Source organism: Staphylococcus sp. HMSC14C01, assembly GCF_001808085.1.
Taxonomy (GTDB): domain Bacteria; phylum Bacillota; class Bacilli; order Staphylococcales; family Staphylococcaceae; genus Staphylococcus; species Staphylococcus hominis.
Map to the genome: position 1 here is coordinate 133,658 of NZ_KV792021.1, position 24,440 is coordinate 158,097.

General features: G+C 29.1%; 30 protein-coding genes and 1 riboswitch. Of the genes, 3 read left to right on the forward strand and 27 right to left on the reverse strand.

The window, feature by feature from the left end:
• Window positions 1-31 precede the first annotated feature (31 nt).
• From recN to HMPREF3131_RS03140, 11 genes are all read right to left on the reverse strand, one after another.
• Window positions 32-1,705: a DNA repair protein RecN gene (gene recN / locus HMPREF3131_RS03090; protein WP_049434811.1), complete on the reverse strand. Its 1,674-nt coding sequence runs from the start codon at window positions 1,703-1,705 to the stop codon at window positions 32-34.
• A gap of 15 nt (window positions 1,706-1,720) precedes the next feature.
• On the reverse strand, window positions 1,721-2,173 hold the full coding sequence (ahrC, locus tag HMPREF3131_RS03095; RefSeq protein WP_002449839.1) for a transcriptional regulator AhrC/ArgR: 453 nt from the start codon (window positions 2,171-2,173) through the stop codon (window positions 1,721-1,723).
• A 261-nt stretch (window positions 2,174-2,434) separates the two neighbouring features.
• Entirely contained in the window at window positions 2,435-3,316 is an 882-nt protein-coding gene (locus tag HMPREF3131_RS03100) for a polyprenyl synthetase family protein (RefSeq protein ID WP_019835216.1), read from the reverse strand.
• On the reverse strand, window positions 3,294-3,524 hold the full coding sequence (locus HMPREF3131_RS03105) for an exodeoxyribonuclease VII small subunit (protein WP_017176254.1): 231 nt from the start codon (window positions 3,522-3,524) through the stop codon (window positions 3,294-3,296). Before HMPREF3131_RS03105 ends, HMPREF3131_RS03100 begins: the two co-directional genes overlap by 23 nt.
• On the reverse strand, window positions 3,517-4,854 hold the full coding sequence (gene xseA, locus HMPREF3131_RS03110) for an exodeoxyribonuclease VII large subunit (protein ID WP_048787740.1): 1,338 nt from the start codon (window positions 4,852-4,854) through the stop codon (window positions 3,517-3,519). Before xseA ends, HMPREF3131_RS03105 begins: the two co-directional genes overlap by 8 nt.
• Window positions 4,855-4,874: 20 nt before the next feature.
• On the reverse strand, window positions 4,875-5,261 hold the full coding sequence (gene nusB / locus HMPREF3131_RS03115; RefSeq protein ID WP_017176252.1) for a transcription antitermination factor NusB: 387 nt from the start codon (window positions 5,259-5,261) through the stop codon (window positions 4,875-4,877).
• 32 nt (window positions 5,262-5,293) lie between these two features.
• Window positions 5,294-5,653, reverse strand: coding sequence for an Asp23/Gls24 family envelope stress response protein (locus tag HMPREF3131_RS03120; RefSeq protein ID WP_017176251.1), 360 nt, complete (start codon window positions 5,651-5,653; stop codon window positions 5,294-5,296).
• A 12-nt stretch (window positions 5,654-5,665) separates the two neighbouring features.
• Window positions 5,666-7,021, reverse strand: coding sequence for an acetyl-CoA carboxylase biotin carboxylase subunit (gene accC / locus HMPREF3131_RS03125; protein WP_017176250.1), 1,356 nt, complete (start codon window positions 7,019-7,021; stop codon window positions 5,666-5,668).
• The gene (gene accB / locus HMPREF3131_RS03130) at window positions 7,021-7,497 is read right to left on the reverse strand and encodes an acetyl-CoA carboxylase biotin carboxyl carrier protein (RefSeq protein WP_019835214.1); all 477 of its coding nucleotides are present in this window, start codon (window positions 7,495-7,497) and stop codon (window positions 7,021-7,023) included. The genes accC and accB overlap by 1 nt, the downstream gene beginning before the upstream one ends.
• Window positions 7,498-7,755: 258 nt before the next feature.
• Window positions 7,756-8,313 (reverse strand): elongation factor P, encoded by a 558-nt coding sequence (gene efp / locus HMPREF3131_RS03135; protein ID WP_002449752.1) that lies wholly within the window; start codon window positions 8,311-8,313, stop codon window positions 7,756-7,758.
• Window positions 8,314-8,340: 27 nt separating this feature from the next.
• On the reverse strand, window positions 8,341-9,399 hold the full coding sequence (locus tag HMPREF3131_RS03140; RefSeq protein WP_061544221.1) for a M24 family metallopeptidase: 1,059 nt from the start codon (window positions 9,397-9,399) through the stop codon (window positions 8,341-8,343).
• A 100-nt stretch (window positions 9,400-9,499) separates the two neighbouring features.
• On the opposite strand from HMPREF3131_RS03140, the gene HMPREF3131_RS03145 reads away from it, so the two are divergent.
• Together HMPREF3131_RS03145 and HMPREF3131_RS11455 are read left to right on the forward strand one after the other, a co-directional pair.
• Window positions 9,500-10,081: a putative periplasmic lipoprotein gene (locus tag HMPREF3131_RS03145; protein ID WP_017176248.1), complete on the forward strand. Its 582-nt coding sequence runs from the start codon at window positions 9,500-9,502 to the stop codon at window positions 10,079-10,081.
• Window positions 10,082-10,097: 16 nt separating this feature from the next.
• Window positions 10,098-10,313 carry an SA1362 family protein gene (locus HMPREF3131_RS11455; protein ID WP_017176247.1) on the forward strand — a complete coding sequence of 72 codons (216 nt, stop codon included), beginning with the start codon at window positions 10,098-10,100 and terminating at the stop codon, window positions 10,311-10,313.
• A 51-nt stretch (window positions 10,314-10,364) separates the two neighbouring features.
• Here the strand turns inward: HMPREF3131_RS11455 and HMPREF3131_RS03155 are convergent, their stop codons facing one another.
• On the reverse strand, window positions 10,365-11,195 hold the full coding sequence (locus HMPREF3131_RS03155; RefSeq protein WP_017176246.1) for a lipoate--protein ligase family protein: 831 nt from the start codon (window positions 11,193-11,195) through the stop codon (window positions 10,365-10,367).
• A gap of 150 nt (window positions 11,196-11,345) precedes the next feature.
• Here HMPREF3131_RS03155 and HMPREF3131_RS03160 point away from each other — a divergent pair, with 150 nt between their 5' ends.
• A complete protein-coding gene (locus tag HMPREF3131_RS03160) occupies window positions 11,346-11,732 on the forward strand; it encodes a rhodanese-like domain-containing protein (protein ID WP_070436456.1) in 387 nt (128 codons plus the stop codon).
• A gap of 84 nt (window positions 11,733-11,816) precedes the next feature.
• On the opposite strand, the gene gcvPB is transcribed toward HMPREF3131_RS03160, so the two are convergent.
• From gcvPB to HMPREF3131_RS03240, 15 genes are all read right to left on the reverse strand, one after another.
• A complete protein-coding gene (gene gcvPB / locus HMPREF3131_RS03165; RefSeq protein ID WP_017176245.1) occupies window positions 11,817-13,295 on the reverse strand; it encodes an aminomethyl-transferring glycine dehydrogenase subunit GcvPB in 1,479 nt (492 codons plus the stop codon).
• A complete protein-coding gene (gene gcvPA, locus HMPREF3131_RS03170) occupies window positions 13,282-14,634 on the reverse strand; it encodes an aminomethyl-transferring glycine dehydrogenase subunit GcvPA (RefSeq protein ID WP_017176244.1) in 1,353 nt (450 codons plus the stop codon). Before gcvPA ends, gcvPB begins: the two co-directional genes overlap by 14 nt.
• Window positions 14,635-14,650: 16 nt before the next feature.
• Entirely contained in the window at window positions 14,651-15,742 is a 1,092-nt protein-coding gene (gene gcvT / locus HMPREF3131_RS03175; protein WP_017176243.1) for a glycine cleavage system aminomethyltransferase GcvT, read from the reverse strand.
• A gap of 76 nt (window positions 15,743-15,818) precedes the next feature.
• Window positions 15,819-15,940, reverse strand: a riboswitch (glycine riboswitch).
• Complete coding sequence (locus tag HMPREF3131_RS03180) at window positions 15,937-16,446, reverse strand: shikimate kinase (protein WP_017176242.1); 510 nt, start codon at window positions 16,444-16,446, stop codon at window positions 15,937-15,939. It overlaps the preceding riboswitch by 4 nt.
• Before the next feature lie 164 nt (window positions 16,447-16,610).
• Complete coding sequence (locus HMPREF3131_RS03190) at window positions 16,611-17,108, reverse strand: competence protein ComG (protein WP_017176240.1); 498 nt, start codon at window positions 17,106-17,108, stop codon at window positions 16,611-16,613.
• A 191-nt stretch (window positions 17,109-17,299) separates the two neighbouring features.
• A complete protein-coding gene (comGD, locus tag HMPREF3131_RS03195) occupies window positions 17,300-17,734 on the reverse strand; it encodes a competence type IV pilus minor pilin ComGD (RefSeq protein ID WP_017176239.1) in 435 nt (144 codons plus the stop codon).
• Window positions 17,724-18,035 carry a competence type IV pilus major pilin ComGC gene (gene comGC / locus HMPREF3131_RS03200; protein ID WP_017176238.1) on the reverse strand — a complete coding sequence of 104 codons (312 nt, stop codon included), beginning with the start codon at window positions 18,033-18,035 and terminating at the stop codon, window positions 17,724-17,726. The genes comGD and comGC overlap by 11 nt, the downstream gene beginning before the upstream one ends.
• A gap of 19 nt (window positions 18,036-18,054) precedes the next feature.
• Window positions 18,055-19,113 carry a competence type IV pilus assembly protein ComGB gene (gene comGB / locus HMPREF3131_RS03205; protein WP_048681721.1) on the reverse strand — a complete coding sequence of 353 codons (1,059 nt, stop codon included), beginning with the start codon at window positions 19,111-19,113 and terminating at the stop codon, window positions 18,055-18,057.
• Window positions 19,091-20,065 carry a competence type IV pilus ATPase ComGA gene (gene comGA, locus HMPREF3131_RS03210; RefSeq protein ID WP_017176236.1) on the reverse strand — a complete coding sequence of 325 codons (975 nt, stop codon included), beginning with the start codon at window positions 20,063-20,065 and terminating at the stop codon, window positions 19,091-19,093. The genes comGB and comGA overlap by 23 nt, the downstream gene beginning before the upstream one ends.
• 50 nt (window positions 20,066-20,115) lie before the next feature.
• Window positions 20,116-20,742, reverse strand: coding sequence for an MBL fold metallo-hydrolase (locus tag HMPREF3131_RS03215; protein ID WP_017176235.1), 627 nt, complete (start codon window positions 20,740-20,742; stop codon window positions 20,116-20,118).
• 1 nt (window position 20,743) lies between these two features.
• Window positions 20,744-21,067, reverse strand: a complete 324-nt coding sequence (locus tag HMPREF3131_RS03220) for an MTH1187 family thiamine-binding protein (protein WP_017176234.1) — start codon at window positions 21,065-21,067, stop codon at window positions 20,744-20,746.
• Window positions 21,067-22,053, reverse strand: coding sequence for an ROK family glucokinase (locus tag HMPREF3131_RS03225; protein ID WP_002449785.1), 987 nt, complete (start codon window positions 22,051-22,053; stop codon window positions 21,067-21,069). The genes HMPREF3131_RS03220 and HMPREF3131_RS03225 overlap by 1 nt, the downstream gene beginning before the upstream one ends.
• Window positions 22,050-22,253 (reverse strand): YqgQ family protein, encoded by a 204-nt coding sequence (locus tag HMPREF3131_RS03230; protein WP_017176233.1) that lies wholly within the window; start codon window positions 22,251-22,253, stop codon window positions 22,050-22,052. Before HMPREF3131_RS03230 ends, HMPREF3131_RS03225 begins: the two co-directional genes overlap by 4 nt.
• On the reverse strand, window positions 22,237-23,694 hold the full coding sequence (locus HMPREF3131_RS03235) for a rhomboid family protein (RefSeq protein WP_070436457.1): 1,458 nt from the start codon (window positions 23,692-23,694) through the stop codon (window positions 22,237-22,239). Before HMPREF3131_RS03235 ends, HMPREF3131_RS03230 begins: the two co-directional genes overlap by 17 nt.
• The gene (locus HMPREF3131_RS03240) at window positions 23,694-24,245 is read right to left on the reverse strand and encodes a 5-formyltetrahydrofolate cyclo-ligase (RefSeq protein ID WP_017176231.1); all 552 of its coding nucleotides are present in this window, start codon (window positions 24,243-24,245) and stop codon (window positions 23,694-23,696) included. The genes HMPREF3131_RS03235 and HMPREF3131_RS03240 overlap by 1 nt, the downstream gene beginning before the upstream one ends.
• Window positions 24,246-24,440: the final 195 nt, after the last annotated feature.

Here is a 24,440-nt window from a genome sequence, read left to right on the forward strand (position 1 = left end):
CCAACCTTAATTTAAATTATTTAATTATAAACTATTTATGATTTTGAGCAATCATTTCTCTAGCATTTTCTCTTGTTAATTCAGTTACACTTGCTCCAGAAATCATACGGGCAATTTCGTCAATTTTATCTTCTTTTTTTAACTCTTTCACTTGAGTTGTTGTACGATCATTCTTAGTCATTTTACTAATTAATAAGTGATGATCACTCATAGAAGCTACTTGCGGTAAGTGAGATATACAGATAACTTGAATATATTTTGCAATATCTCTCATTTTTTCAGCCATTTTTTGAGCTGCTTGACCAGAAACCCCCGAATCAACTTCATCAAACAAAATAGCAGTTTGACCTCTTGATTCAACGAATATACTTTTTAACGCTAGCATAATACGAGAAAGTTCTCCGCCAGAAGCTATTTTATTTAAACTTTTAAGTGGTTCTCCCTTATTAGGACTAATTAGAAACTCTACAAACTCAATTCCTTCTATTGTAGGAGTTTCTAAGGGCTGAAATGAAATTTCGAGGTTAGCATCTTTCATTTGTAAATTTTGAATTTCAGCCACGATATGATCCCGTAACGTTCGAGCTACAATTCGTCTTTCCTTCGATAATGACTGTCCATATTTTATTACTTTTTCATAAAGCAAGTCAATTTCTTCTTTTAATTGAGAAGTACTTTCTTCATAATTTTCAATCTTAGAAATTTCACTTTCTAATTTAGATTGATAAGTAATAAGTTCATCAATAGTTTTACCGTACTTACGTTTAAGATTATTCAGTAAGTTCATTCTAGATTCTAATTCATTAAGTAATTGTTCATCAAATTCAGTATTTGACATTTCATCGTATAGTTCGTGTTTAGCATCCTCTAAGGTATAGTAGAACTGATCAATATCTGCTTTAAGTTTTTTAAATCTACCTGGAATAATGTCATCAATAGTTTGTAAATGATTACTTAATTCATATAAACGGTCGGTGATAGCATGTTCATCTGTAAGTGTGACATGCGCATTGTTTAATGCTAAACTTAATTTTTCAGAATTTTGGATTCGTTTTATATCAGATTCTAATTGAGTAATTTCACCTTCTTTTAGAGAAGCTTCTTGCAATTCCTCAAATTGAAACTTCATTAAATCAAGACGTTGCAATAATGCTTGATCAGCAGACTGTAATTCTTCAAGTTCTTTTTTCTTTTCTTTATATTCATTAAATGTCGTTTCATATTGTTCTTTAACACGGCTATATTGATTTTCAGCATAATCATCTAATAATTTTAAATGATATTTTTGTTTTAATAACGTTTGCGTTTCATGTTGGCCGTGTATGTCTAAAAGTTCTTGCATCACTTTTCTTAGATCTTGAAGCGTAACAATTTGATTATTAATACGACAAATACTTTTTCCCGAACTAAAAATCTCTCTTTTTACTAATAGAAAGTCTTCATCAATATCAATATCTAACTCATTTAAAACTGAAATGGCCTCTTTACTATTATCAATATCAAAAATCCCTTCGATAATTGCTTTTTTCTCTCCATGTCTTACAAAATCAGAAGAGGCACGCATACCAATAAGTTGGCCTATTGCATCTATAATAATTGATTTACCAGATCCAGTTTCACCACTAAGCACAGTTAAACCATCAGAAAAATGAATTTCGAGTTCATCTATAATTGCAAATTGCTTTATTGATAAGGTTTGTAACATAGATTAATCGCATCCTTATAATAAATTGAAAATTCTTGTTTTAATTGTATGACTTGCTTCTTCATCTCTGCATATTAATAGACAGGTATCATCACCACAAATAGTTCCTAATACTTCATCCCAATCAATTTGATCTAAGATTGCTCCGATAGATTGAGCATTACCAGGAAGCGTTTTTAGTACGAGTAGGTTTCCTGTTCCTTCAATATTTACAAATGAATCCATTAAGTATCTACCTAATTTTTCTAAAGGATGGTACTTTCTATCGTTGGGGAGGCTGTATACATATTGTCCTGATGAAGCAGGTACTTTAATTAATTGCAATTCTTTAATGTCACGAGAGACAGTCGCTTGAGTAACATTTAGGTCGTATTCATTTAGACGTTTTACAAGTTCATCTTGTGTTTCAATTTGTTCACTTGAAATAATCTCTCTTATTTTTATATGTCTTACAGATTTTTTTGCCATTATGAACACTCCTAGTTTCGAATATTTATACAATGATTTTAACACAACGTTATTTTAACTACTACTAAAGTTATCCTTTAGAAAGGTTGATTTGAAGAAAGATATTATTATTTATGATACGTATTATCATATTTTCTATTTAAATTAAATTTAAATTTATATACATTTATGCATTATAAATCATTAAAAGTAGATTACTAAAACAAAAAACTCTTTAAAGATTATTGTTTTAGTAATCTTTAAAGAGAAAAACTCTAACTATTAATGGTCACGTGAATAAAATAAATCTACAATTTCTAGAAGCGGTTCAACATCATATTGTGATTTCAATTGATTAATTGCATCTATTGCAGCATCTTTATGATATTTTAGTTTTTCTTCAGCGCCTGATTTACCAAGTAAAGAAACATAAGTACTTTTATGGTTTTCTACATCGCTTCCCACTTTTTTACCCAATTTTTTCTCGTCACCATAAACATCTAATAAATCATCTTTTATTTGAAACATTAGGCCTAAGTGTTCACTGAAACAATCTAATGTATTTAAAGTTTCATCATTTACATTGGCAATATCCGCAGCACTTAAAATAGAAAATTTTAAAAGAGCTCCAGTTTTTGCCTTATGAATTTGCTCTAGAGTATGTAATTCTATTGGAGTATTCTCACTATCCATATCTAAGGTTTGGCCACCGACCATGCCGAGATTGCCACTATCATGTGCTAGTCTTGAAATAACTTTTACTTTTGTTTCAGCTTCTAAGTTTTTATCATTTGCAATTAGTTCAAATGCTTTTGTTAGTAAGGCATCTCCCGCTAAAATCGCTTTCCATTCTCCGTACACTTTATGATTTGTTAATTTTCCTCTTCTAAAATCATCATTGTCCATTGCAGGCAAATCATCATGTATAAGTGAATAAGTATGAATCATTTCTAATGCCAGTGCGGTTTGTAACCCTTTTTTATAATTTTCATTTAACACTTCTAAAGTGAGTAATACAAGCACTGGACGAATTCTTTTACCACCAGCATCAAGTGAATATTGCATACTTTCCTCTAGTTTAGTATTTAATGGAGACGATTTTATAATACCGTCAAGATTATTATTTATAATTTCAATCAATTCATTCATTGATTTCTTCAACATCATCTTCATCCTTTGTTTCTTCTTTGATTAATTGATTTACTTTATTTTCAGCATCTTTCAAAGTTTTGTCACAAGCAGATGATAATTTCATACCACGTTGATATAAATCAAGAGATTCTTCTAATGAAACAGTTTCATTATCTAACTTTTGAACTATACTTTCTAATTCTTTCATCATTTCTTCAAAACTTTGTTGTTCTTTACTCATCTTCACACCTTACTTTCTTAACTATAGCATCTATATTACCGTCTTTCATTGATAATGTGATTTCATCTTGTTCATTTAAATCGTGTGTGCTTGTAATGACTTTATTATCCTTATTAACAATTGAATATCCTCTTAACATTGTATTAGTTGGACTAAGTTGATTTAATTGCTCAATTTTATTTTTTAAATTAGCTTTATTATGATTAATTAAGTTATATGTTAAATTTATTAATCTATTTTCATTATTACGGCTCATTTTTTGATATTGTACAATTAAATCATTTAATCTTCTTATATTAAAATGTTGACGCAATACAGTGATATTGTTTCTATTTTTTTCAATATTTAACGTTAAACGTTGTGTTAGTTTTTTCTCTAAATCGTCTCTTCGTTGAATCTGTTGATCATATAATAATGTAGGTTGCTTAAATTTATAATATGATGACAAATAATCTAATTGTTTATGTTGTTTTTCTACTAGTTGTTTAATACTTTTAGTAAGAGAAAATCGATACTGATGTATTTGTTGAATGAGTTCGTACTGATCTGGTGTAGCGATAACAGCAGCTTGAGTAGGTGTTGCTGCTCTCATATCTGCTACAAAATCACTAAGAGTAAAATCAGTTTCATGTCCTACAGCTGAGATAATTGGTGTATGACACTCATATATAGCTCGAACAACTTCTTCTTCATTGAAATTCCATAAATCTTCAATAGAGCCGCCTCCACGGCCTAAAATGATGGTATCTACTCCTAAAGTATCTGCATACTTAATTTTTTCAATAATGTCATTTTTAGCATTAATACCTTGCACTAATGTACTAATTGATATTTTTTCTACTAGAGGGTATCTACTATCTATGGTAGTGTGAATATCTCTGATTGCTGCTCCAGTATCAGCTGTAAGAATAGCAATTTTTTTAGGAAATCTAGGGATTGCTTTTTTATGATTTTGATTAAAAATTCCCTGCTTATTTAGTTTTTCTTTTAATTGCTCTAGCTTTTGGTATAAATTTCCTATACCATCAATTTCCATTTTATTAACATAAATTTGATAATTTCCTCTACGTTCATAAACTGAAACTCGAGCTTCTAATAAAACTTCGTCTCCTTCTTTAGGATCAAATGTTAGTTTAGAAGCATTTCCCTTAAACATCATAGCACTTATCACACTATTTTTATCTTTCACATTAAAATAAAGATGACCACTAGAATGTTTTTTAAAGTTTGAGAGTTCACCTTTTAAGAGGATAGATTGTAAGTGGGGATCTTGATCAAATTTATATTTAATATATTTAGTTAAAGTAGAGACACTTAAATATTCTGACATGATTCATCACTCAAATATGTTTATTTTATATTACTTAAGACACCGTTTATAAATTTATAATGACCTTCATCACTAAATTGTTTTGTTAGCTCTACTGCTTCATTAATGATGACTTTAGGGGGCGTATCACTATGAAGCAATTCAAAGGTAGCCATTCTTAAAATAATACGATCCGTTTTTAATAATCGTTGTATAGACCAGTCTTTTAATTTTGGTTCAATTGTTTGATCTAAAACTTGTTCATGATCTTTCACTCCTGTAACAAGCCAATGAATGAACTCAAAATCTAAGTCTGGATAATCGTCTTTTATAAAATTTATAGCTTCATTGATTGTTAAATCTGTATTTTTCATTTCTAGTTGAAACAATGTCTGAAATGCTTGTTTTCTTGATTCTTTACGACTCATAAGAAACTCCTTTGTATTATGGTAACTTTGATTTATTCAGCTGTAATGTGCATGATATGAATGTTAATTTCTTTGGGTTCGATAGCAGTCATTGTTTTAATGGAATTAAAAATAGAAGTCTGAATTTTACTTGCAACTTTAGCTATTTTTATTCCATGTTTAATAGAGCAATAAACATCAATATGAATACCATCATCTTTAGTATTAACTTTTAAATTTTTATTTAAATTTTTACGACTTATTTTTTCAATATTACTCTTTCTTAGTTCATAAAAATGCCCAGTCACTCCTTCAACTTCAGAAACAGCAATACTTGCTATTACTGAAATAACTTCTGGTACAATTTCTACTTTACCTAAATTAGCATGTGAATAATCTGCTACATTTACCATTGTTTTATCCTCCTATTCACTCTCAGCCATAATATTATACTTTTCTAAAAAGTTTGTATTATAATCTCCAGATTTAAAAATATCATTATTCATTAATTTAAGATGGAATGGAATTGTTGTATCTATTCCTAGAATTAAATATTCACTTAGTGCTCGAATCCCAGTCATTATTGCTTCATCTCTGGTAGGTTCATGCACAATCAATTTTGCTACCATTGAGTCATAATAAGGTGGAATCGTATAGTTTGTATAACATGCTGATTCGATTCTTACTCCGTATCCTCCTGGCGCAAGGTATTGTGTAATTTTACCTGGTGAAGGCATAAAATTTTTATAAGGATTTTCAGCATTAATTCTATATTCAATGGCATGGCCATTTATTGTAATATCATCTTGCTTATAAGGTAGCGGTTCTCCCATAGCAACTTTTAATTGCAATTTCACTAAGTCTACACCGGTTACCATTTCAGTAACTGGATGTTCTACTTGAATTCGTGTATTCATTTCCATAAAATAGAATTTATTTTCATTTAAATCATATATGAATTCTATAGTACCAGCATTTTCATAATTCACTGCTTTAGCTGCGCGAATAGCGGCTTTACCCATCTCTTTACGTTTTTCATCTGTAAGTATTGGCGAAGGTGACTCTTCTACTAATTTTTGCATACGTCTTTGAATTGTGCAGTCACGTTCGCCTAAATGAATTACATTACCGAATTGATCACCAATCACTTGAATTTCAATATGACGGAAATTTTCAATGAATTTTTCTAAGTATAATCCACCATTACCGAAAGCTGTTTGCGCTTCTTGTTGTGTCATACGGTAACCATTTTCTAAATCGTTCTCATTTCGTGCAACGCGAATTCCTTTACCTCCGCCACCAGCAGTAGCTTTAATAATAACTGGATATCCTATCTGTTTAGCCACTTTTTTAGCATCTTCAATCGAATCAATTAATCCATCACTTCCTGGTACTACAGGCACGTTAGCTGCTATCATTTCAGCTTTAGCTACATCTTTAATACCCATTTTTTGAATGGATTGATAACTTGGTCCAATAAATTTTAATTGGCAAGCTTCACAAAGTTCAGCGAAATCACCATTTTCGGCTAAAAAGCCATAACCTGGATGAATTGCATCACATCCTGTTGAAGTCGCTATAGATAGGATGTTTGGAATATTTAAATATGAATCTTTAGACTGAGTTGGACCGACACAATATGCTTCATCAGCGATTTGAGTATGTAATGCATCTTTATCTCCCTCAGAATATATAGCAACAGTTTGAATACCTAAATCATGACAAGCTCTAATAATTCTAACTGCAATCTCACCACGATTTGCGATTAATACTTTTTTCATTATTTCACCTTAAATAACGGCTGGCCATACTCTACCATTTGTCCGTCTTCCACTAAAATTTCAACGATTTCTCCTGTGACTTCTGCTTGAATTTCATTAAATAATTTCATGGCTTCTAAGATACATACAGTTGAATCATTAGTGACTTTATCCCCAACTTGTACATAAGCTTCCTCTTCAGGTGATGGAGATTTATAAAAAGTCCCTACCATCGGGGCATTAATTGTTTCGTAGTTTGACATTTCATTTTCTTGGTTTACTTCACTAGTTTGAGACATTTCATTTGCCATTGGTGTTTGTACAGATGGTTGAGATGCCATCACTGTTGGTTGTTGTGAATATTGAGGCGTAATAATTTCAGTTTCTTTTTGTTTTTTTAAATTAACTACGCTACCTTTATTATCTTCTATATTAATTTCAGTTAAACTTGATTCATCAAGAATTTGAATTAATTCTTTAATTTCTTTAAAGTTCATAATTTAATGACTCCTCGACTTAGTTTTCATCTACCCATCTATTTTACTTGAGTGTGAAAATCAATTCAAGCGTGTTCATTTAACTGAGATCTAACTTATGATTAAAAAAGTATATAAGTAATTATAATATAGTAAATTTATATTAAAACTTAGATACTAAAATATTGATTATTCTTTTTCATTATTTATATAAAAACAGGTTAATCCATAATTAAATATGCATTAACCTGTTTTAATTTAAAATTTTAAAATTATTAATTATGCTCTTGAAATGTAACTACCATCGCTTGTATTAATAACTAACACATCGCCTTCATTAACGAATAATGGTACATTTAAAGTATAACCGGTTTCAACTGTAGCAGATTTTGTAGCACCAGTTGCAGTATCACCTTTAATACCTGGCTCTGTTTCAGTAACTTCAAGTTCAACAGTTTTTGGTAATTCAATACCAATCGTTTCACCTTCATATGACTGAATTTGAACTTCCATATTCGCTTTTAAATATTTTAATTCATCTTTTAAGTAATCGCCAGATAATTCTGTTTGATCAAATGTTTCATTATCCATGAAGACATGAGTATCTCCATCAGCATATAAATATTGCATACGACGATTTTCAATCATCGCTTGTTCTACTTTTTCACCAGCTCGGAAAGTTTTTTCTTGAATAGCGCCTGTTCTTAAATTACGTAATTTAGAACGAACAAAAGCAGAACCTTTACCTGGTTTTACGTGTTGGAAATCAATTACTTTCCAAATTCCATTATCTACTGAAATAGTTAAACCTGTTTTAAAATCATTAACCGAAATCATTCAGTTTCCTCCTCAATTATACGCTTACTATAAAATAATAAGGTCTTTTGTGCATTTAGTAAAGACTTCACACCCATTTTCAGTAATTAAAATGTCATCTTCTATACGCACTCCACCAAGACCATCTACATAAATACCTGGTTCAATAGTAACACAATTATTAACTTGAACTGTATCATTAGTATTTTTAGATAATACTGGACCTTCATGAATATCCAAACCAATACCATGACCTAAAGAATGACCAAATTCATTACCATAACCATGTGCTTTAATATAATCTCTAGATAATGCATCAACTTCCTTAGTTGTCATACCTGGCTTGATTTCTTCAATTGCCTTTATTTGAGATTGAAGCACGATATTATAGATTTCTTTCAATTTTTTATCAGGTTCACCAATCGCAAATGTTCTAGTAATATCTGAACAGTATCCTCTATAATATGCACCAAAGTCAAGAGTAATCATGTCACCTTTTTCGATTACTTTATCACTAGCAACTCCATGAGGCAAAGCCCCTCTATAACCAGAAGCAACGATTGTATCAAATGATGGACCATCAGCGCCTAGTTCTAACATTTTACTTTCAAGCAATGCTTTTAACTCTCTTTCAGTCATTCCAACTTTTGCAATATTTAAAATGTAGTTATAAGTATCATCCACGATCTTAGCCGCATATTTTATTTTAGCGATTTCTTCAGGTGATTTAATTTCTCTAATTTTTTCAATGGCATTGCCTATACTTACGTACTTCGTATCAATTTGGCTTAATTCTTGAAACGTATCATAGCTAACTAAATGACCTTCAAAACCTACTGTTTTATACTGCTTGTTTTTTATAATTTCTTTTATCTCATCAATAATCCCACTACGTCGATTTACAATTTCAAAGTGAGTGGCTTGATTTGTGGCTTGTTCAATATAACGGAAATCTGTAATCAACTTATTTTCATTATTAGAAATGATTAAAGCGCCACTTGTTCCAGTGAAATCAGAAATATAACGTCTATTATAGTCAGATAATATAACAAGAGCATCAAGATTTTCACTTTCTAATATATGACGAACTTTAGCTAATTTATCCATTTAACCCACTCCTTGTATAACGTTTGTACATTTTTATTATATACATTAAAATAATAACATACTTAAAATATTAAAGATATTTTGATTTAGGGAGATTTACATGAAAAGATTATTAACGATTTTAGGAGCTTCTTTGTTTTTGGTTGGCTGTGGCTCTCAAAATTTAGGACCTTTAGAAGATAAAACAACTAATTTAAGAGATGAGAATCATAATTTAAAATTAAAAATTCAACAACTAAATCAAGATATAAATAATCAAAAATCTCAGTTAGAAGCATTAAATAAAGATAAAAAGAATGTATCTAAAACTGTTGATAATAATAATGAAGCTAATTTTTTACAAGCTTCTTCAAATTATTATCAAGATATTGCTAAGATTATCGATAAATTTAATCAACTTGATTTAAATAAAACTAAAAAAGATGATAAAAATCAAAATCTTGAAAAGCTAAATTCATTATCAAATGATATAGATGATGCCTATAGCAAATATAAAAGTGATACAGATAAAAGTAATATATCAAATGATAATACTAACGAAGATAAAACTATTAAACAAATAAACAAAAATCTTCAATCTGCTTTTAAAGATATTAAAAATGGCTATGAATCTAACAATAAAAAGAAAATAAATCAAGGTAAGATGAAGTTATCACAAATTAATGTTTCTAGTAGTTCATAAAATAGGAGTTTTTTAGTTGAAAAATATTATATTTTATTTCGTTTTAATTATAGCAGCTATAGGTTTACTGCTAAATCTAAATATTTTTGTAATGTCGTTCATGAAAACAATTTTCACACTTATAATGATTGCTCTTATTATTTACTTTATCTATTATTTCTTCTTCCTTACAGAAGATCAGAGAAAATATCGAAGAGCAGTCCGAAAATATAAAAAAAGACAAAGAAAATAAAAACAAGGAGGTTCAAGAGTATTAGTACTCTTAAGCCTCCTTGTTTTATATCTATTTTTTATATAACCACTCTTCTGAACGATATTTTTCTTCAAGAACTTTTACTTCGGCTAATTGATTTTCAGTTAGAGATAGTGGTTTAAATTCGATATTTAAACCTTTTTTAAATCCTTCTTCAAATGCTTTTTCCATTTCTTCAATAGAGATGTGTCTATCTGATATATCATTTATTGCTACAGCTTTATCTACAAAAGCTTTTTTCATTTTTTCTTTCAAGCGATCATTCTTAAAAATAAACATATCAAATAATTCGTCTACATCTACATCTTGAAGTAGTGACCCATGTTGAAGAATAACACCCTTTTGACGTGTTTGTGCACTACCTGCAATTTTACGTCCTTCAACGACCAATTCATACCAACTTGGGGCATCAAAGCAAACGGCACTTCTTGGTTGTTTTAATTTTTCTCTCTCTTCTTTAGAACGTGGAATAGCAAAATAAGCATCAAATCCTAATAATTTAAAGCCTTCTAAAAGTCCTTCTGAAATGACACGGTAGGCTTCAGTAATTGTAGAAGGCATATTTGGATGAGATTCAGGTACGATAACACTATATGTTAATTCTTTGTCATGTAGAACGCCTCTACCACCAGTTTGACGGCGAACTAAACCAAATCCTTTTTCTTTCACTTTATCGATATCAATTTCTTTTTTTAATCTTTGAAAATAACCTACAGATAAGGTAGCAGGATTCCAAGTATAAAATCTAACTACAGGATCAATTTCCCCTCTTGAAACAAAATTTAATAAGGCTTCATCCATTGCCATATTATAATAAGGATCATGGCTCCCAGTATTGATAAAATTCCATGTTTCAGTCATATAAAAACTCCAATCACAACTTAATTTATATAAATTCAACGTTAATGTTACTTTAGAATGTATTAGAAATATGAAACAATAAAAAATTTTTGATAAATTGAGCTAACACCTTTATAATTAATAATAACGGTTAATTAGGGAGGATGCAATATGAATGTATCTTTGATTATAGCATTAATAATTATAGTTTTAATAATCCTTTACATGGTTGGAAATTTCTTTCTTAATCGACGAGCTGTAACTGAACTAGATCAAAACGAATTTCATAAAGGTTTAAGAAAAGCTCAAGTCATTGATGTACGTGAAAAAGTTGATTATGATTATGGTCATATTAATGGTGCTCGCAATATTCCAATATCTATGTTTAGACAAAGATTTCAAGGTTTACGTAAAGATCAACCTGTATATCTTTGTGATGCAAATGGTATTGCCAGTTATCGTGTTGCTCGCATTTTGAAAAAAAATGGATATAAAGATTTATACATGCTTAAAGGCGGCTATAAAAAATGGACTGGTAAAATTAAAACTAAAAAATAATTATCAGAAATAAAACTCTCAAGAAATTTCTTGAGAGTTTTATTATTTCTGATAATTAAATCATTCATTAAATTATTTACAATATTAAAGTTTTTCTTGATGTAAATCTTCAAATTTAAGAATTGGTTTACGAGCTGCAGTTGTTTCATCCAATCTATCAATGATAGTTGTATGAGGTGCTTCTAATACTTTATCAGGATCACTTTCAACTTCATCTGCAATTTGAAGCATTGCATCAATGAAGTAGTCTAAAGTTTCTTTAGATTCAGTTTCGGTTGGTTCAATCATCATACCTTCTTCCACATTTAGCGGGAAGTAAATTGTTGGTGGATGTACGCCAAAGTCTAGTAAACGTTTTGCCATATCTAGAGTACGGACACCATATTCTTTTTGTTTAGATCCACTTAAGACAAATTCATGTTTACAATATTGTTCATAAGGGATTTCATAACGATCTTTTAATCGAGCTTTAATGTAGTTCGCATTTAAGACAGCTGCTTCAGACACTTCTTTTAATCCTTGTGCACCCATCGTTCTAATATACGTATAAGCTCTTAAATAAATACCAAAGTTACCATAAAATGGTTTTACTCGACCGATTGAATTTTCAATATCATTATCATATTTAAATGTATCACCGTCTTTAATCACCATTGGTTTTGGTAAATAACTTGCTAATTCTTTTTTTACGCCGACTGGACCTGAACCAGGGCCACCACCGCCATGAGGACCTGTGAATGTTTTATGCAAGTTTAGGTGCACAGCATCAAATCCCATATCTCCAGGACGAACTTTATCCATAATAGCATTTAAGTTTGCTCCATCGTAATAGAGTAACCCGCCTGCTTCATGAACAATTTCACGAATGTCCATAATATTTTTCTCAAAGATACCTAAAGTATTTGGGTTAGTTAACATAATAGCAGCGGTATTTTCATTAACGACACGCTTTAAGTCTTCGATATCAACTTCACCGCGTTCATTAGATTTAACAGTTACTGATTTAAATCCGGCAAATGAAGCTGATGCAGGGTTTGTACCATGTGCAGAGTCTGGAACAATAACTTCATTACGATGGCCCTCACCATTTTTTATATGATATGCTTTAAAAATCATTAAAGCTGTCCACTCACCATGAGCACCTGCTGCTGGTTGTAGAGTTACTTCATCCATACCTGTAATTTCTTTTAGTTCTTCTTGTAAACTATAAATAATTTCTAATGAACCTTGAATTTGTTCTTCCTCTTGTAGTGGATGAGATTCTGCAAATCCAGAAATACGAGCAACTTTTTCGTTGATTTTTGGATTATATTTCATAGTACAAGAACCTAAGGGATAAAATCCAGAATCTACCCCAAAGTTTTTATTCGAAAGTTCCGTGTAATGACGTACTAAATCTAATTCTGCCACCTCAGGAAACTCTGCTTTATTTTTACGAATAAATTTATCATCTAAAATACTCTCAACAGAGTCTGTTTTAATATCACTTTGTGGTAAAGAATATGCATATCTACCTTCTCTAGATCTTTCAAAAATTAATGGACTAGATTTACTTACTACCATTTAGCTCACCAGCTTTCTCAACAAATGTATCAATCTCTTCTTTCGTTCTTAATTCAGTAACAGCAATTAACATATAATTGTCAAAGTCTGATGAAGCTTCACCTAAGTCAAAGCCTCCGATGAAACCATGTTCTGCTAATTTTTTATTTACATCTTTGATAGGTTGATTAAACTTAACAACAAATTCATTAAAAGATGTACCATCTAGGACTTCAAAACCGTTGTTTTTAAATTGATTTTTAGCATAATTAGCATGTTCTAAGTTTTGAACCGCAATATCATAAATACCTTGTTTACCAAGAGCTGACATAGCAATTGAGGATGCTAAAGCATTCAATGCTTGATTTGAACAAATATTTGATGTGGCTTTATCACGACGAATATGTTGTTCACGAGCTTGTAAAGTAAGAACAAACCCTCTATTACCTTCATCATCTTGCGTTTGTCCTACTAATCTGCCAGGAACTTTACGCATTAACTTTTTAGTAGTAGCAAAGTAACCACAATGAGGACCGCCAAATTGAGTAGGAATACCAAATGGTTGTGTATCACCAACAACAATATCTGCTCCAAATTGGCCTGGAGGTGTTAAAACGCCTAATGCTAATGGGTTAGAATAAACAATGAATAACGCTTTTTTATTTTCAATATAAGAATGAATTTTTTCTAAATCTTCAATTGATCCATAGAAGTTAGGATATTGTACAGCAACTGCTGCAGTATCATCATCAATTGCTTGTTCTAATTTTTCTAGGTCAGTAATCGTTCCATTTAAATCAACTTCAACAATTTCAAATTCTTTTCTTACTTTAATATACGTTTTTAATACTTGTAGAGCCTGATAATGGAGACCTTTAGATACTACAATTTTGTTCTTTTTAGTATGATTAAAAGCTAATATACAAGCTTCGGCAAAGCTAGTTATGCCATCATACATAGACGAATTTGCGACATCCATTTGAGTAAGTTCACAAATTAATGTTTGGAATTCAAAAATTGCTTGTAGTTCACCTTGAGAAATTTCAGGTTGATAAGGTGTATAAGCAGTATAAAATTCAGAACGAGAAATCATAGCGTCTACTACTGCAGGTGTGTAATGATCATATACTCCTGCACCTAAAAAACTCACATGTGTTTCTTTAGTAATATTTTTATTTGCAATAGTATTCAATCTTCTTAAAAGTGAAGTTTCAGCTTCTGCACTATCTATATTCAAATCTCTATTAAGTAAAATATCTTTTGGAATATCTCCAAAGAGCTCGGTAATTGAATTTGCTCCAATTGTTTCTAACATTTCTTTTTTATCTTTATCAGTTAATGGTATATAACGATGACTCACATTGCACACCCCTTAGTTATTTTTCGATTTGATTTTTCTTAACAATTTTAGCTTTTAATTGTCTTTTACGAACTTGAACTAGTAATTCTTTACCTAACTCAAATTCATCACGATCAATAATAGCCATAGCAATTGATTTTCCTGAAGAAGGTGATTGAGTTCCTGAAGTAATTTCACCTATTTCTTTTCCGTCAAGATTCATTACTGTATAACCCGTTCTTGCAATGCCTTTATCTATAAGTTCTAAACCTACAGTACGTCGTTTTGACCCATTCTCTTTTTGATCTTTTAAAACAGATTTACCAATAAATTCATCTTCAATTAAAGGTTTAGCAGCAAAAGCAATTCCACCTTCATAAGGCGTAATTGATTCAGTGAGATCTTGTCCATGAAGAGGTAAACCAGCTTCTAATCTAAGTGTATCTCTTGCACCTAAACCACAAGGTACAACGCCTTTATCAATAAAACCATTCCAAATGTCAACTGTATCATTTGAATTACAATAAATTTCAAAACCATCTTCACCTGTATATCCAGATTGAGATAAGATAACATTTTTTCCAAAAATAGTTACATTTTGTTTGAATTCAAAAGGCTTCATTTCACTTACATCAATATCAACAAGTTCACTTACTAAAGTTCTTGCTTGAGGGCCTTGAACCGCTAATTGACCATACTGTTCAGACACATTTGTTACAGTAGCATTAAATTTAGATTGATGTTTTTGAATCCATTCGAAATCCTTATCAGTATTGGCTGCATTAACAATTAATAAGTATTTGTTATCAGCAATTTTATATGTTACTAAATCATCAATAATACCACCCTCATCATTACATAAAGCTGTATATTGAGCTTTAGTTTCAGATAAATTAGTAGTATCATTCGAAAGTAAATATTGAACAAATTTACTAGCATTTTCACCTTCTATTAAAATTTCTCCCATATGACTTACATCGAACATACCTACTTTGTATCTAACTGCGTTATGTTCTTCTTTAATACTAGTAAATTGAACAGGCATAGCCCACCCACCGAATTCAACTATTTTAGCACCACTATTTACATAAGTTTCATATAATGGTGTCTTTTTTAATTCGTTTGTCATTTAAAAACCCCCTATTTTTTTATAAAAAAAGCAGAGTAGCAGAAGCTACCCTGTCTAAATAACAAATCCAGGACTGCGTAACAGTATTATCCTTTTGCCTGAGAGTTTCGTAGTTTACTTGCACCTTCGGCGATAACATGACATAATTTCAAAACAACTATAGAATCAGTTCAAGTTATTCTCTCTAATACTGATCATTCGCATGGTATATGATTTAAAATTGTTTTATATACACATTCAATTGTTTTACTACTATCTACTTTTTTGGATGCGATTTCATTATATCTTGAAACTCTCGATAAATACAAGTCTTTTAATTGTTTTTCACTTTTGTTTTTCGCATTTGGTCTATGTGGATCATTAGCAATTCTATTATAGATAATATCTATATCACAATCTAACCAAATAACTGTTTTATTTTTTAAAAGTGAGATAGAATTATCGTTTTCTATAATTCCTCCCCCGGTTGATATAATATCATATTTACCAATACAATCATTTAAATATTTATACTCTAACTTACGAAATCCTTTTTCACCAATTTCATTAAAAATATCTGGTATTGTTTTAAATTCTTTCATTTCTATATATGTATCTAAATCAATATATGAATAGTGTAATTTTGAAGCCAAATATTTGCCAATAGTACTTTTACCAGTACCCATAAAGCCTGTTAATATAAGTGGTAAATAAGAATGAGTCATCCTAATCACCTCTCTTAAGTTTATCACTTATTATACTATCATAATATATTTGAATATTATGTATTGTTTTTAATTTTATACTATATTGAGCAGAATAAGTAGATATAATTATCAAATATATACTAAGAATAAATAATGTATAGCTACTTATATATCCTTTCATTTTATAAAAATAAGTTTTTTTCATAGTAATCGTTTTTATCACCTATTTTTAGTTTTAATTTTATGATGTTAGAAGGTAAAATTTGAAATTCTGCATTGATGACGTTATTTAGTAAAACGATATTGCCATTCCCATTAATTTTGTAAAATAGTTTGTTGTTTTTAAATTCTATATAATCTTTAGACGATTCATTATCAATGATAATTGTATGTTTATCCTTAATTATAAGGGCATGATGCTTTTTCGAAATAATTTGAGTTATATTTGTCTGAAAAAAAGCATATTCTGTTTGATAACTATTATATGACTCGTATAAATAGGAATGAGTCAATTTAATTAATTGAGGAAAAAATGTTAACATCATTGTTGTTAAAAATAATGAAACTAACATTTCTATTAAAGTGAATGATTTTAATTTAATATTTAACGCATGATTCGATTTCAGTTTCTTTGTGAAGTCCACATATTTTGTTGGAATAAAGTTTAATATGATAATCACCTAAATTTATACCTTTTGAAAGGGTTTTTTTATCATAATGGTTGATACTACTCATTATAGTTTGCTTGATTTCAATAATTTGGTATTCTCTTTTTAATGTATGATTTAAACTGATTAGTAGTGGAATTAAAGTAAAAACTATAGTAGTGAATATATACAAGCTAAATAAACTATCGATGAGTAACACTGCTTTAAATTTTAAAATATCTAATTCTTCCTTTTTCAATATTAATAATCAACTTATATTGATGTTGATTGATTTTCAATATTAAAGAGCCAAACTGATTTATTCTTCCTTCTTTATTAAAAGTAATTTTCTCTAAATTTCTAACTTCAACTATTTTTCCATCTTCAATATTGTAGTTGTACCGCCCACCATGTGCTTCTATTACTTTTATAATTGAGGAATGTTTTGAAATTAACAATGTAATAGATTGATGATCATGCATCGCTTTAGATTTAAAATATTCTAATTGATTAACAAATTGTGTTGCTTTTAAATCGTCTGACAAAGAAATATTGTTAAATACATTTACCCTTAAAGTTGCATTAAGTAAGATTGTTAAAATCAAAATGATTAACAAGCTCTCTATAAAAGTGAATGCTTTAATATTCTTACTCTGCAACTGCTTCTCCATTTTTAATACTGATAGTTTCTCCAGACTTACAAGATGATTGCCCTTGTTTTATAAACCCTTCAGTTACTAAGTCCTCAATAGAATTAGGAACTCTATTATGTTTTAAAGTATAAGCTTCAATTTGACTATTGACCATTTTCACTTGTGCTTCACATCCTGTTGATTGAATATGTGACATTTGTTTAGCTATATTCGGAATAATAAGAATGAGTAAAACACTAATTATTAATAGTACAAGTAACATCTCAATTAAAGTAAAAGCTTTTAATTTATTTTTGAATTTTTTCATAAAAAACCTCCATTTTACTTTACTTAATATTTTGCATAAGTTGGAACATGGGTAACATGATCACTAGATACAAGCTGACTATAAAGGCTCCTAAGAATATAAATACGATAGGTTGGATAATTTTTGACTGTTTTAAAGCTGTTTGTTGGAGCCTTTGAATTAATATTTGACAATACATTTTCAACTCAATATCTAATTTATTATTTTTCTCACCTTGCTTAATAAACTGTATTAAATCATATTGATAACATGGTATTTTAATCAAAATATTGGGTAAATTAATGCCTCTATTTAGTTCATTTTGAATAACGATACCAATATAATTCAAAAATGAGTTGTTTTGTAGATGAATGTACATATCTACGACTTGTTGAATACTAATACCATTTTTATAAAATAAAGCTAAATCATTAGCAAGTTGATATGTTTTTATAGTCGAATAATAAAAACGTACAATTGGTATGTAAGAAATGAATGTAAGTTTTTTGGATATATCTAATTTATTAAGAAAGATAAATATAATGATGGATAAAGTTAGTAAAGTAAAAAAAACAAAAAGAAAAATTTGCGGTAAATGACTAATTAAATATGTAATAATAGTTTGTGATAAATTGAGTTTAACATCCATCATTGAATACAGATGTTCAAATTGAGGTAAAACTGTATAATTTAATATACTTAACATAGTTATAAATATTGCAATTAAAATGATGGGATATTGAATAGCTTTTAATATTCGTTGTTTAGCTTGAAGATTTGTTTTTAAATAATTCATTGCTTCCTCTAGTGCTTCATTTATATTCCCATATTTCTGCGCAAATTGAATTTGAGTGATAATAGATTTAGGATAGCCTATTAATTCTAATATTTGATCGCATTCTCCTCCTGTTTTTATTATTTTAACTATCTTATTTGCTATATCTTTATTTTTATAATTAAAATACAAATTTATAAAATTAAAACTTTCTAATAATGTAAATCCACTTTTAAGTAAGTTATTCAAATTATTTAGAAGTATAATTTGTTGGTTTTCATTAAGAACTTTAGAATGTTTGTTAAATATATTTTTCAACCACATCTTCACATATAAGACCTTCTTTCGATAGCGATAACAATTTTTCTTTTAAATTATTAAATGTCTTAGGAAGCGTATGGTTATGTTCAAAAAAATATTGAATTTGATTATTTGTAATAGACTCACAAACAAGCTTTCTTTGATTTGAAGTAGTTGTAACTAATCTTTGATTTGAAATAACATTTATTGCTTGTGAAATTTCTTGAACACTAATCCCCATCTCTAACAATCTGAGTATTGCGCCCTTACAATTGCTTGAATGCATAGTAGTTAACACTAAATGACCACTTAAACTTGCTTGAATAACACATTTTGCCACTTCAGCATCTCTAATTTCACCAATTAAAATAACATCTGGATCACATCTTAATATTGCTTTAAATGAACTAACATAATCTATACCGGCTTTATGATTTACTGACACTTGTGTTATGCCTTTTAATAATTGTTCAACAGGATTTTCAATTGTAATAACATTTAAATTTAATTCTTGAAAAGCATAGAGTACTAATTGATACATCAAAGTACTTTTACCTGAACCTGTTGGACCAGTAAGTAAAATGAGACCTTGCTTTTTATTCATTAGAGATTTAAAGTCATTAAAGTCCTTATACTCTCTTTTAGAAGTGAAATATTGAGGGATAAGTCTAATAACACAACTTTCTACTCCTAATGACAAAGGTAAAGTAGAAATTCTTAAATAAAATATTGATTTAGCATGATAAGTATATCTACCACTTTGAGCTATTTGATGTGTTGATACATCTAAATTTGCTTTAAATTTCATATAAATTAATAATTTTTCATAAATGTCATTACTAAACATTTCATATGTCTCTAATATATCATTCACTCTGAATTTAATATGTACTTTATCCTCTGAAGGAATAAAGTGTACGTCACTTGCATTTTTTGAAATTGCTTTATTAATTATTTCTTGAAATAATAATTTCAAAAAAAACACCTCCTACATATATAAACGTAAGAGGTGTTTAAATTACTTTTTTATTGTCCATCTAAATATGGATTGAGTTGTTCGTCATCTACCGTAGTGTATTGACCATGACCTGGGAATAAAGGCAAATCTCCGTCTAATTCAAATAATTTATCCTTAATTGAGTCTACTAATGTTTCATAGTCTCCTCTATATAAGTCTGTTCTTCCAATACCGTTATTAAATAATGTATCTCCTACTACTGCAAAATCGTCAAAAACGTAAGTTAAACTTCCTGGCGAATGACCTGGTGTATGAAGAACATTGAATTTAAATTCATCGATTGTAAAATTACCTTCATCTAAAGCAATTGGTTGAGCTTTACTAGTAGTGAGTGGCATACCATATTGTTTAAATTTTGAAGAACCATTTTTTTCAGGATCAGTTAAGAAAGAAAATTCTTCTTTATGCATATAAACAGGTACATCATATTTGGATAATACATCGTCTAAAGCACCAATATGATCAAAATGAGCGTGTGTAAGTAGTATTGCTTTTAAAGGTTTATTGATTTGATTTAATTTCTTAAATATTTTATCAGATTCTCCAGCAGGATCAACTAATAATACACTGTTATCGCTTTCTACAAAATACGCGTTTGTATCAACTAATCCTAAAGATAAATTAGAAATTCTCATATTATTCACCTTGTTTATCTAAATGTTTTTGAACAGATTTTAATTTATCATTCATTTTACGAGACTTATCTCTTCTATCATCAATACGGATATTTGTACATACTCTATCTAATCCTTTATCAAATGGTAATTCGTGAATTGCTTGAACTACTTCAAATAAATCTTTAAGATCACCTTCGATAAGCGTATTCATAGGGGTTAATTGATAGTCAATTTTACCTTGCTTTTTAAATGCTTCTAGTTTCGTTTGGATTTCTGCAATATATTTACTAACACTAGGACCTTCCGTTCCGACTGGTATAACAACTACATCAATAATAGCCATTATTTAACACCATCCTTTTCAATTATATATGTTTTTATTAGTCCAGCAGCACCAGTGATACCAGCATCATTTCCAAGTTTTGCTTGGACAATTTCAGTATCTTTTTGAGCAGGAGTAAATGTTAAATTATGATATTCTGTTTTAATATTTTCAATTAATATTAATCCAGCTGTAGACATTCCTCCACCTAAAACAATATATTTAGGATTGCTTGTAGCACTAATTATACTACATAAATAAGCGATATGATTTGCGACCTTCTCTGTTATAAATATACAGAATTGATCTCCTGCTTTTGCTGCATCAAATACAGCTTTAGCAGTTACTTTATTCTCTTTTATAAGTGATAAAATAGATGATTTAAAAGTTAGTTTAGGATAATAAAAATTGACTAAATTAACCACTCCAGTAGCTGAAGCAACAGTTTCAATACATCCTGATTTGCCACAATTACAATTAAAACGTTGATCAAAATCAGTTCTAATATGACCTATTTCTGCACCTGAACCATTATGACCATGTACAATTTCACCATTTGAAATGATGCCTCCACCAAGACCAGTACCAAGTGTAATAGCAACTACATCATTTGCACCTTGACCAGCACCTTTATGCTTTTCACCCAGTGCAGCTACATTTGCATCATTATCCACATATACAGGACAATCTATAAATTCACTAAAAATCTCTCTCACATTTACATTTCCAGGCCAATGTAAATTAACAGCCCCATGTACGATTCCCGTTTCAAAATCAACAGGACCAGGAACTCCTATACCAACTCCGATAACATTTTGAAGATCAAAATGATAAGATTCAGTTGCTTCTTTAAAAGAATCAAAGACTTGCCTTAATAAAGTTCGACCTGTATGGTCTGAAGTATCGGTTTCAATAGACCATTTATGTAATCGTTCTAATTTTGTATCAAAGATACCAAGTTTACATGTTGTTCCACCTATATCAGCTGCTAAAATAATATTTTTCATTTATGCTCATTCCTTCTTTGATTAATTATTAAAATACATTTTAGATATTCTTCATTTGTTAAAAGATCATAATTGTAAAGAGAACGTATTTCTTGTTGCATCATTTCATACATATCTTCTTTATCTTTAAAATATATAATAAAACCATAACGTTTCAAAAGTTGCAAGACATCATAAAAATTGTTAATTTTTCGATTCATTACTATCTTTCAATTCTTTTTCTAAATTTTTATAGCTTTGGTTATTGGCATCAATTTTCAAAGCTTTTTTTATATATTTTAAAGATTTATCGTTATCATTTAATGCTCTATTAGCTATGGATAATTCATAGTTTAATAATGCAGAGTTAGGATGACTTCTTAGGCCTCTTTCCCAATCAGCCATTGCCTCTGCTTTAGAACTTTTAGTAGCAGTTATTAAACCTTTTAAGTAATATGTTTCATCATCATCGTATCCTTTATTGATTGTATGTTCAACAATTGATAAAGCATCATCATAATTATAGGATATCATTTCGTCTTTAATAAGTTTATCGTAAATATTTTCTTCTTTAATTGAAAATATTCTAATTTGTAATAAAACAAAAAGTACTAATAATAAAATTAAAAATAACCAAAATAAATTACGATTTTCATGAAAATAATAGCCTATTAATGTCATAAGGATACCACCTATGAAACCACCTAAATGAGCCATTAAATTAATATTCGACATAAATAGCGAGACAAAAATCAATATTAATACAACAACTAACAATTGTATTATCATTTTCTTATTAAAAGTCTTACTTAAGTACATCATCGTTAAAATAGCCCCTATAAGACCAAAAATGGCTCCACTTGCACCAACAGATATTGTACTTATATTAAAGGATAACGAAGCAAAGTTTCCAAATAATCCAGAAATTAAATAGATACCTAACATTTTATATGGACCAACGATCGTCTCTACAATTTTACCAAAAATGAATAAAGATAGCATATTCATTAAAATATGTTCAAAATTAAAATGTAAAAACATCGAGGTAATAAGACGGTACCACTCTCCGTGCACTACATTGAAGTGTACTAATCCCCCAACATCTAGTAGCTTAATATCTGAAAAATGATTTAGATAAATCTTCATATATAACCATACTAGGACATTTATAGCTATAAGTGTATAAGTCATTGGTGAAAATATCATCATATACTTATCAACAAGGTTCGTATTAAGTACACGCTTTTTATAATCTAACGATGATTTTTTATCTTTTTTATTAACGCGTTTTTTTAAAATAAAATTAGGCATTGTATTTTCTAAGTCTTTTTTATTAGTGATACTATGATAAATCAACTTAGTAGGATGCGTTTCATCGAAATTATCAATATTCATCGATGTTTCTAAAAAGTAGAAGAACTCAACTTTTTTAATTTTAAATCCTAACTTTTTTTGTAAATTCTCTTTATGATCATTTATTTTAGATTTGTCGAAGCGTATCTCTTGAGTTGAACTCACTTCTTTTCTAAATACAATAAGTTCTTCTTTTTTCTTATTGAATAACCAAATTTCATTTGTATTTTTATCTGTGTGTTCTAATTTATAGTTAAAATATTTGATCCAATAATAAATTGATTTCCAATATAGTTTATCAATATTCATTAATTCCTCCCAAATTTAGTGTTACATATAATTAAATTATCTACAGGTTGATCATGTTTTTCCACATCGAAATCTGATATTTGGAAGTCATATATAAGACTAATTGAGTTAATATCGTGTTGATTTAGAAATTTATCATAGTAACCTCCTCCATACCCTATACGAAAACCATTTGTTTGAAAAGCTACTCCAGGTACAATAAGTAAATCCATGTCATTACTAATAGATGTATCTTCATTAACATAATTAATGCCTTTATCATCGGTAGCTATTGATGACAAATCTAATAGTTGTTTAAAGTTCATATTACGACTTCTGTAATCTGTATTGGGCACAAAAATTTGTTTTCCATTATCTAAAGCGAAATTAATAATATTGTATGTATTAATCTCGTGTGGCATAGACAAAAATATACCGATACGATGTGCATTTTTGAATTTTTCGTTTTCAATTAATTGTTTCATTAACCAAATATCAGCTTTATGCTTACTTTTTTTATCAAAGTCTTTCATTTGTGATAAGATATTTTTTCTAATTTGTTTTTTACCCATTCTTTCTCCCATCCTTTAATATATATTATAACGTTATTATATAGTGATGTCATTTGTGATAATTCAAATTATTTTAAGTTAAAAAATTATATTAATTTATATAAAATAAATATAGTTGTTGATTATATATTTAGGATTATTAATAGTTGAATGAGCTACTAAAGTAAAAAAGAGGCTGGGACATAATTTCTAACA

What these genes read in the sequence shown, in the direction of transcription:
- HMPREF3131_RS03105 (WP_017176254.1), bottom strand. Translation starts at nt 3,524, where the DNA reads ATGAGTAAAGAACAACAAAGTTTTGAAGAAATGATGAAAGAATTAGAA.
- HMPREF3131_RS03140 (WP_061544221.1), bottom strand. Translation starts at nt 9,399, where the DNA reads ATGGATAAATTAGCTAAAGTTCGTCATATATTAGAAAGTGAAAATCTT.
- xseA (WP_048787740.1), bottom strand. Translation starts at nt 4,854, where the DNA reads ATGTCAGAATATTTAAGTGTCTCTACTTTAACTAAATATATTAAATAT.
- nusB (WP_017176252.1), bottom strand. Translation starts at nt 5,261, where the DNA reads ATGAGTCGTAAAGAATCAAGAAAACAAGCATTTCAGACATTGTTTCAA.
- HMPREF3131_RS03155 (WP_017176246.1), bottom strand. Translation starts at nt 11,195, where the DNA reads ATGACTGAAACATGGAATTTTATCAATACTGGGAGCCATGATCCTTAT.
- ahrC (WP_002449839.1), bottom strand. Translation starts at nt 2,173, where the DNA reads ATGGCAAAAAAATCTGTAAGACATATAAAAATAAGAGAGATTATTTCA.
- gcvT (WP_017176243.1), bottom strand. Translation starts at nt 15,742, where the DNA reads ATGACAAACGAATTAAAAAAGACACCATTATATGAAACTTATGTAAAT.
- gcvPB (WP_017176245.1), bottom strand. Translation starts at nt 13,295, where the DNA reads ATGGTAGTAAGTAAATCTAGTCCATTAATTTTTGAAAGATCTAGAGAA.
- HMPREF3131_RS03230 (WP_017176233.1), bottom strand. Translation starts at nt 22,253, where the DNA reads ATGAATCGAAAAATTAACAATTTTTATGATGTCTTGCAACTTTTGAAA.
- HMPREF3131_RS03100 (WP_019835216.1), bottom strand. Translation starts at nt 3,316, where the DNA reads ATGTTGAAGAAATCAATGAATGAATTGATTGAAATTATAAATAATAAT.
- recN (WP_049434811.1), bottom strand. Translation starts at nt 1,705, where the DNA reads ATGTTACAAACCTTATCAATAAAGCAATTTGCAATTATAGATGAACTC.
- HMPREF3131_RS03235 (WP_070436457.1), bottom strand. Translation starts at nt 23,694, where the DNA reads ATGAATATTGATAAACTATATTGGAAATCAATTTATTATTGGATCAAA.
- comGC (WP_017176238.1), bottom strand. Translation starts at nt 18,035, where the DNA reads ATGAAAAAATTCAAAAATAAATTAAAAGCTTTTACTTTAATTGAGATG.
- efp (WP_002449752.1), bottom strand. Translation starts at nt 8,313, where the DNA reads ATGATTTCGGTTAATGATTTTAAAACAGGTTTAACTATTTCAGTAGAT.
- HMPREF3131_RS03225 (WP_002449785.1), bottom strand. Translation starts at nt 22,053, where the DNA reads ATGAAAAATATTATTTTAGCAGCTGATATAGGTGGAACAACATGTAAA.
- HMPREF3131_RS03180 (WP_017176242.1), bottom strand. Translation starts at nt 16,446, where the DNA reads ATGACTCATTCTTATTTACCACTTATATTAACAGGCTTTATGGGTACT.
- HMPREF3131_RS03145 (WP_017176248.1), top strand. Translation starts at nt 9,500, where the DNA reads ATGAAAAGATTATTAACGATTTTAGGAGCTTCTTTGTTTTTGGTTGGC.
- accC (WP_017176250.1), bottom strand. Translation starts at nt 7,021, where the DNA reads ATGAAAAAAGTATTAATCGCAAATCGTGGTGAGATTGCAGTTAGAATT.
- HMPREF3131_RS03160 (WP_070436456.1), top strand. Translation starts at nt 11,346, where the DNA reads ATGAATGTATCTTTGATTATAGCATTAATAATTATAGTTTTAATAATC.
- HMPREF3131_RS03215 (WP_017176235.1), bottom strand. Translation starts at nt 20,742, where the DNA reads ATGAGAATTTCTAATTTATCTTTAGGATTAGTTGATACAAACGCGTAT.
- HMPREF3131_RS03120 (WP_017176251.1), bottom strand. Translation starts at nt 5,653, where the DNA reads ATGGTAAATGTAGCAGATTATTCACATGCTAATTTAGGTAAAGTAGAA.
- comGB (WP_048681721.1), bottom strand. Translation starts at nt 19,113, where the DNA reads ATGTGGTTGAAAAATATATTTAACAAACATTCTAAAGTTCTTAATGAA.
- HMPREF3131_RS03240 (WP_017176231.1), bottom strand. Translation starts at nt 24,245, where the DNA reads ATGGGTAAAAAACAAATTAGAAAAAATATCTTATCACAAATGAAAGAC.
- HMPREF3131_RS03220 (WP_017176234.1), bottom strand. Translation starts at nt 21,067, where the DNA reads ATGGCTATTATTGATGTAGTTGTTATACCAGTCGGAACGGAAGGTCCT.
- accB (WP_019835214.1), bottom strand. Translation starts at nt 7,497, where the DNA reads ATGAACTTTAAAGAAATTAAAGAATTAATTCAAATTCTTGATGAATCA.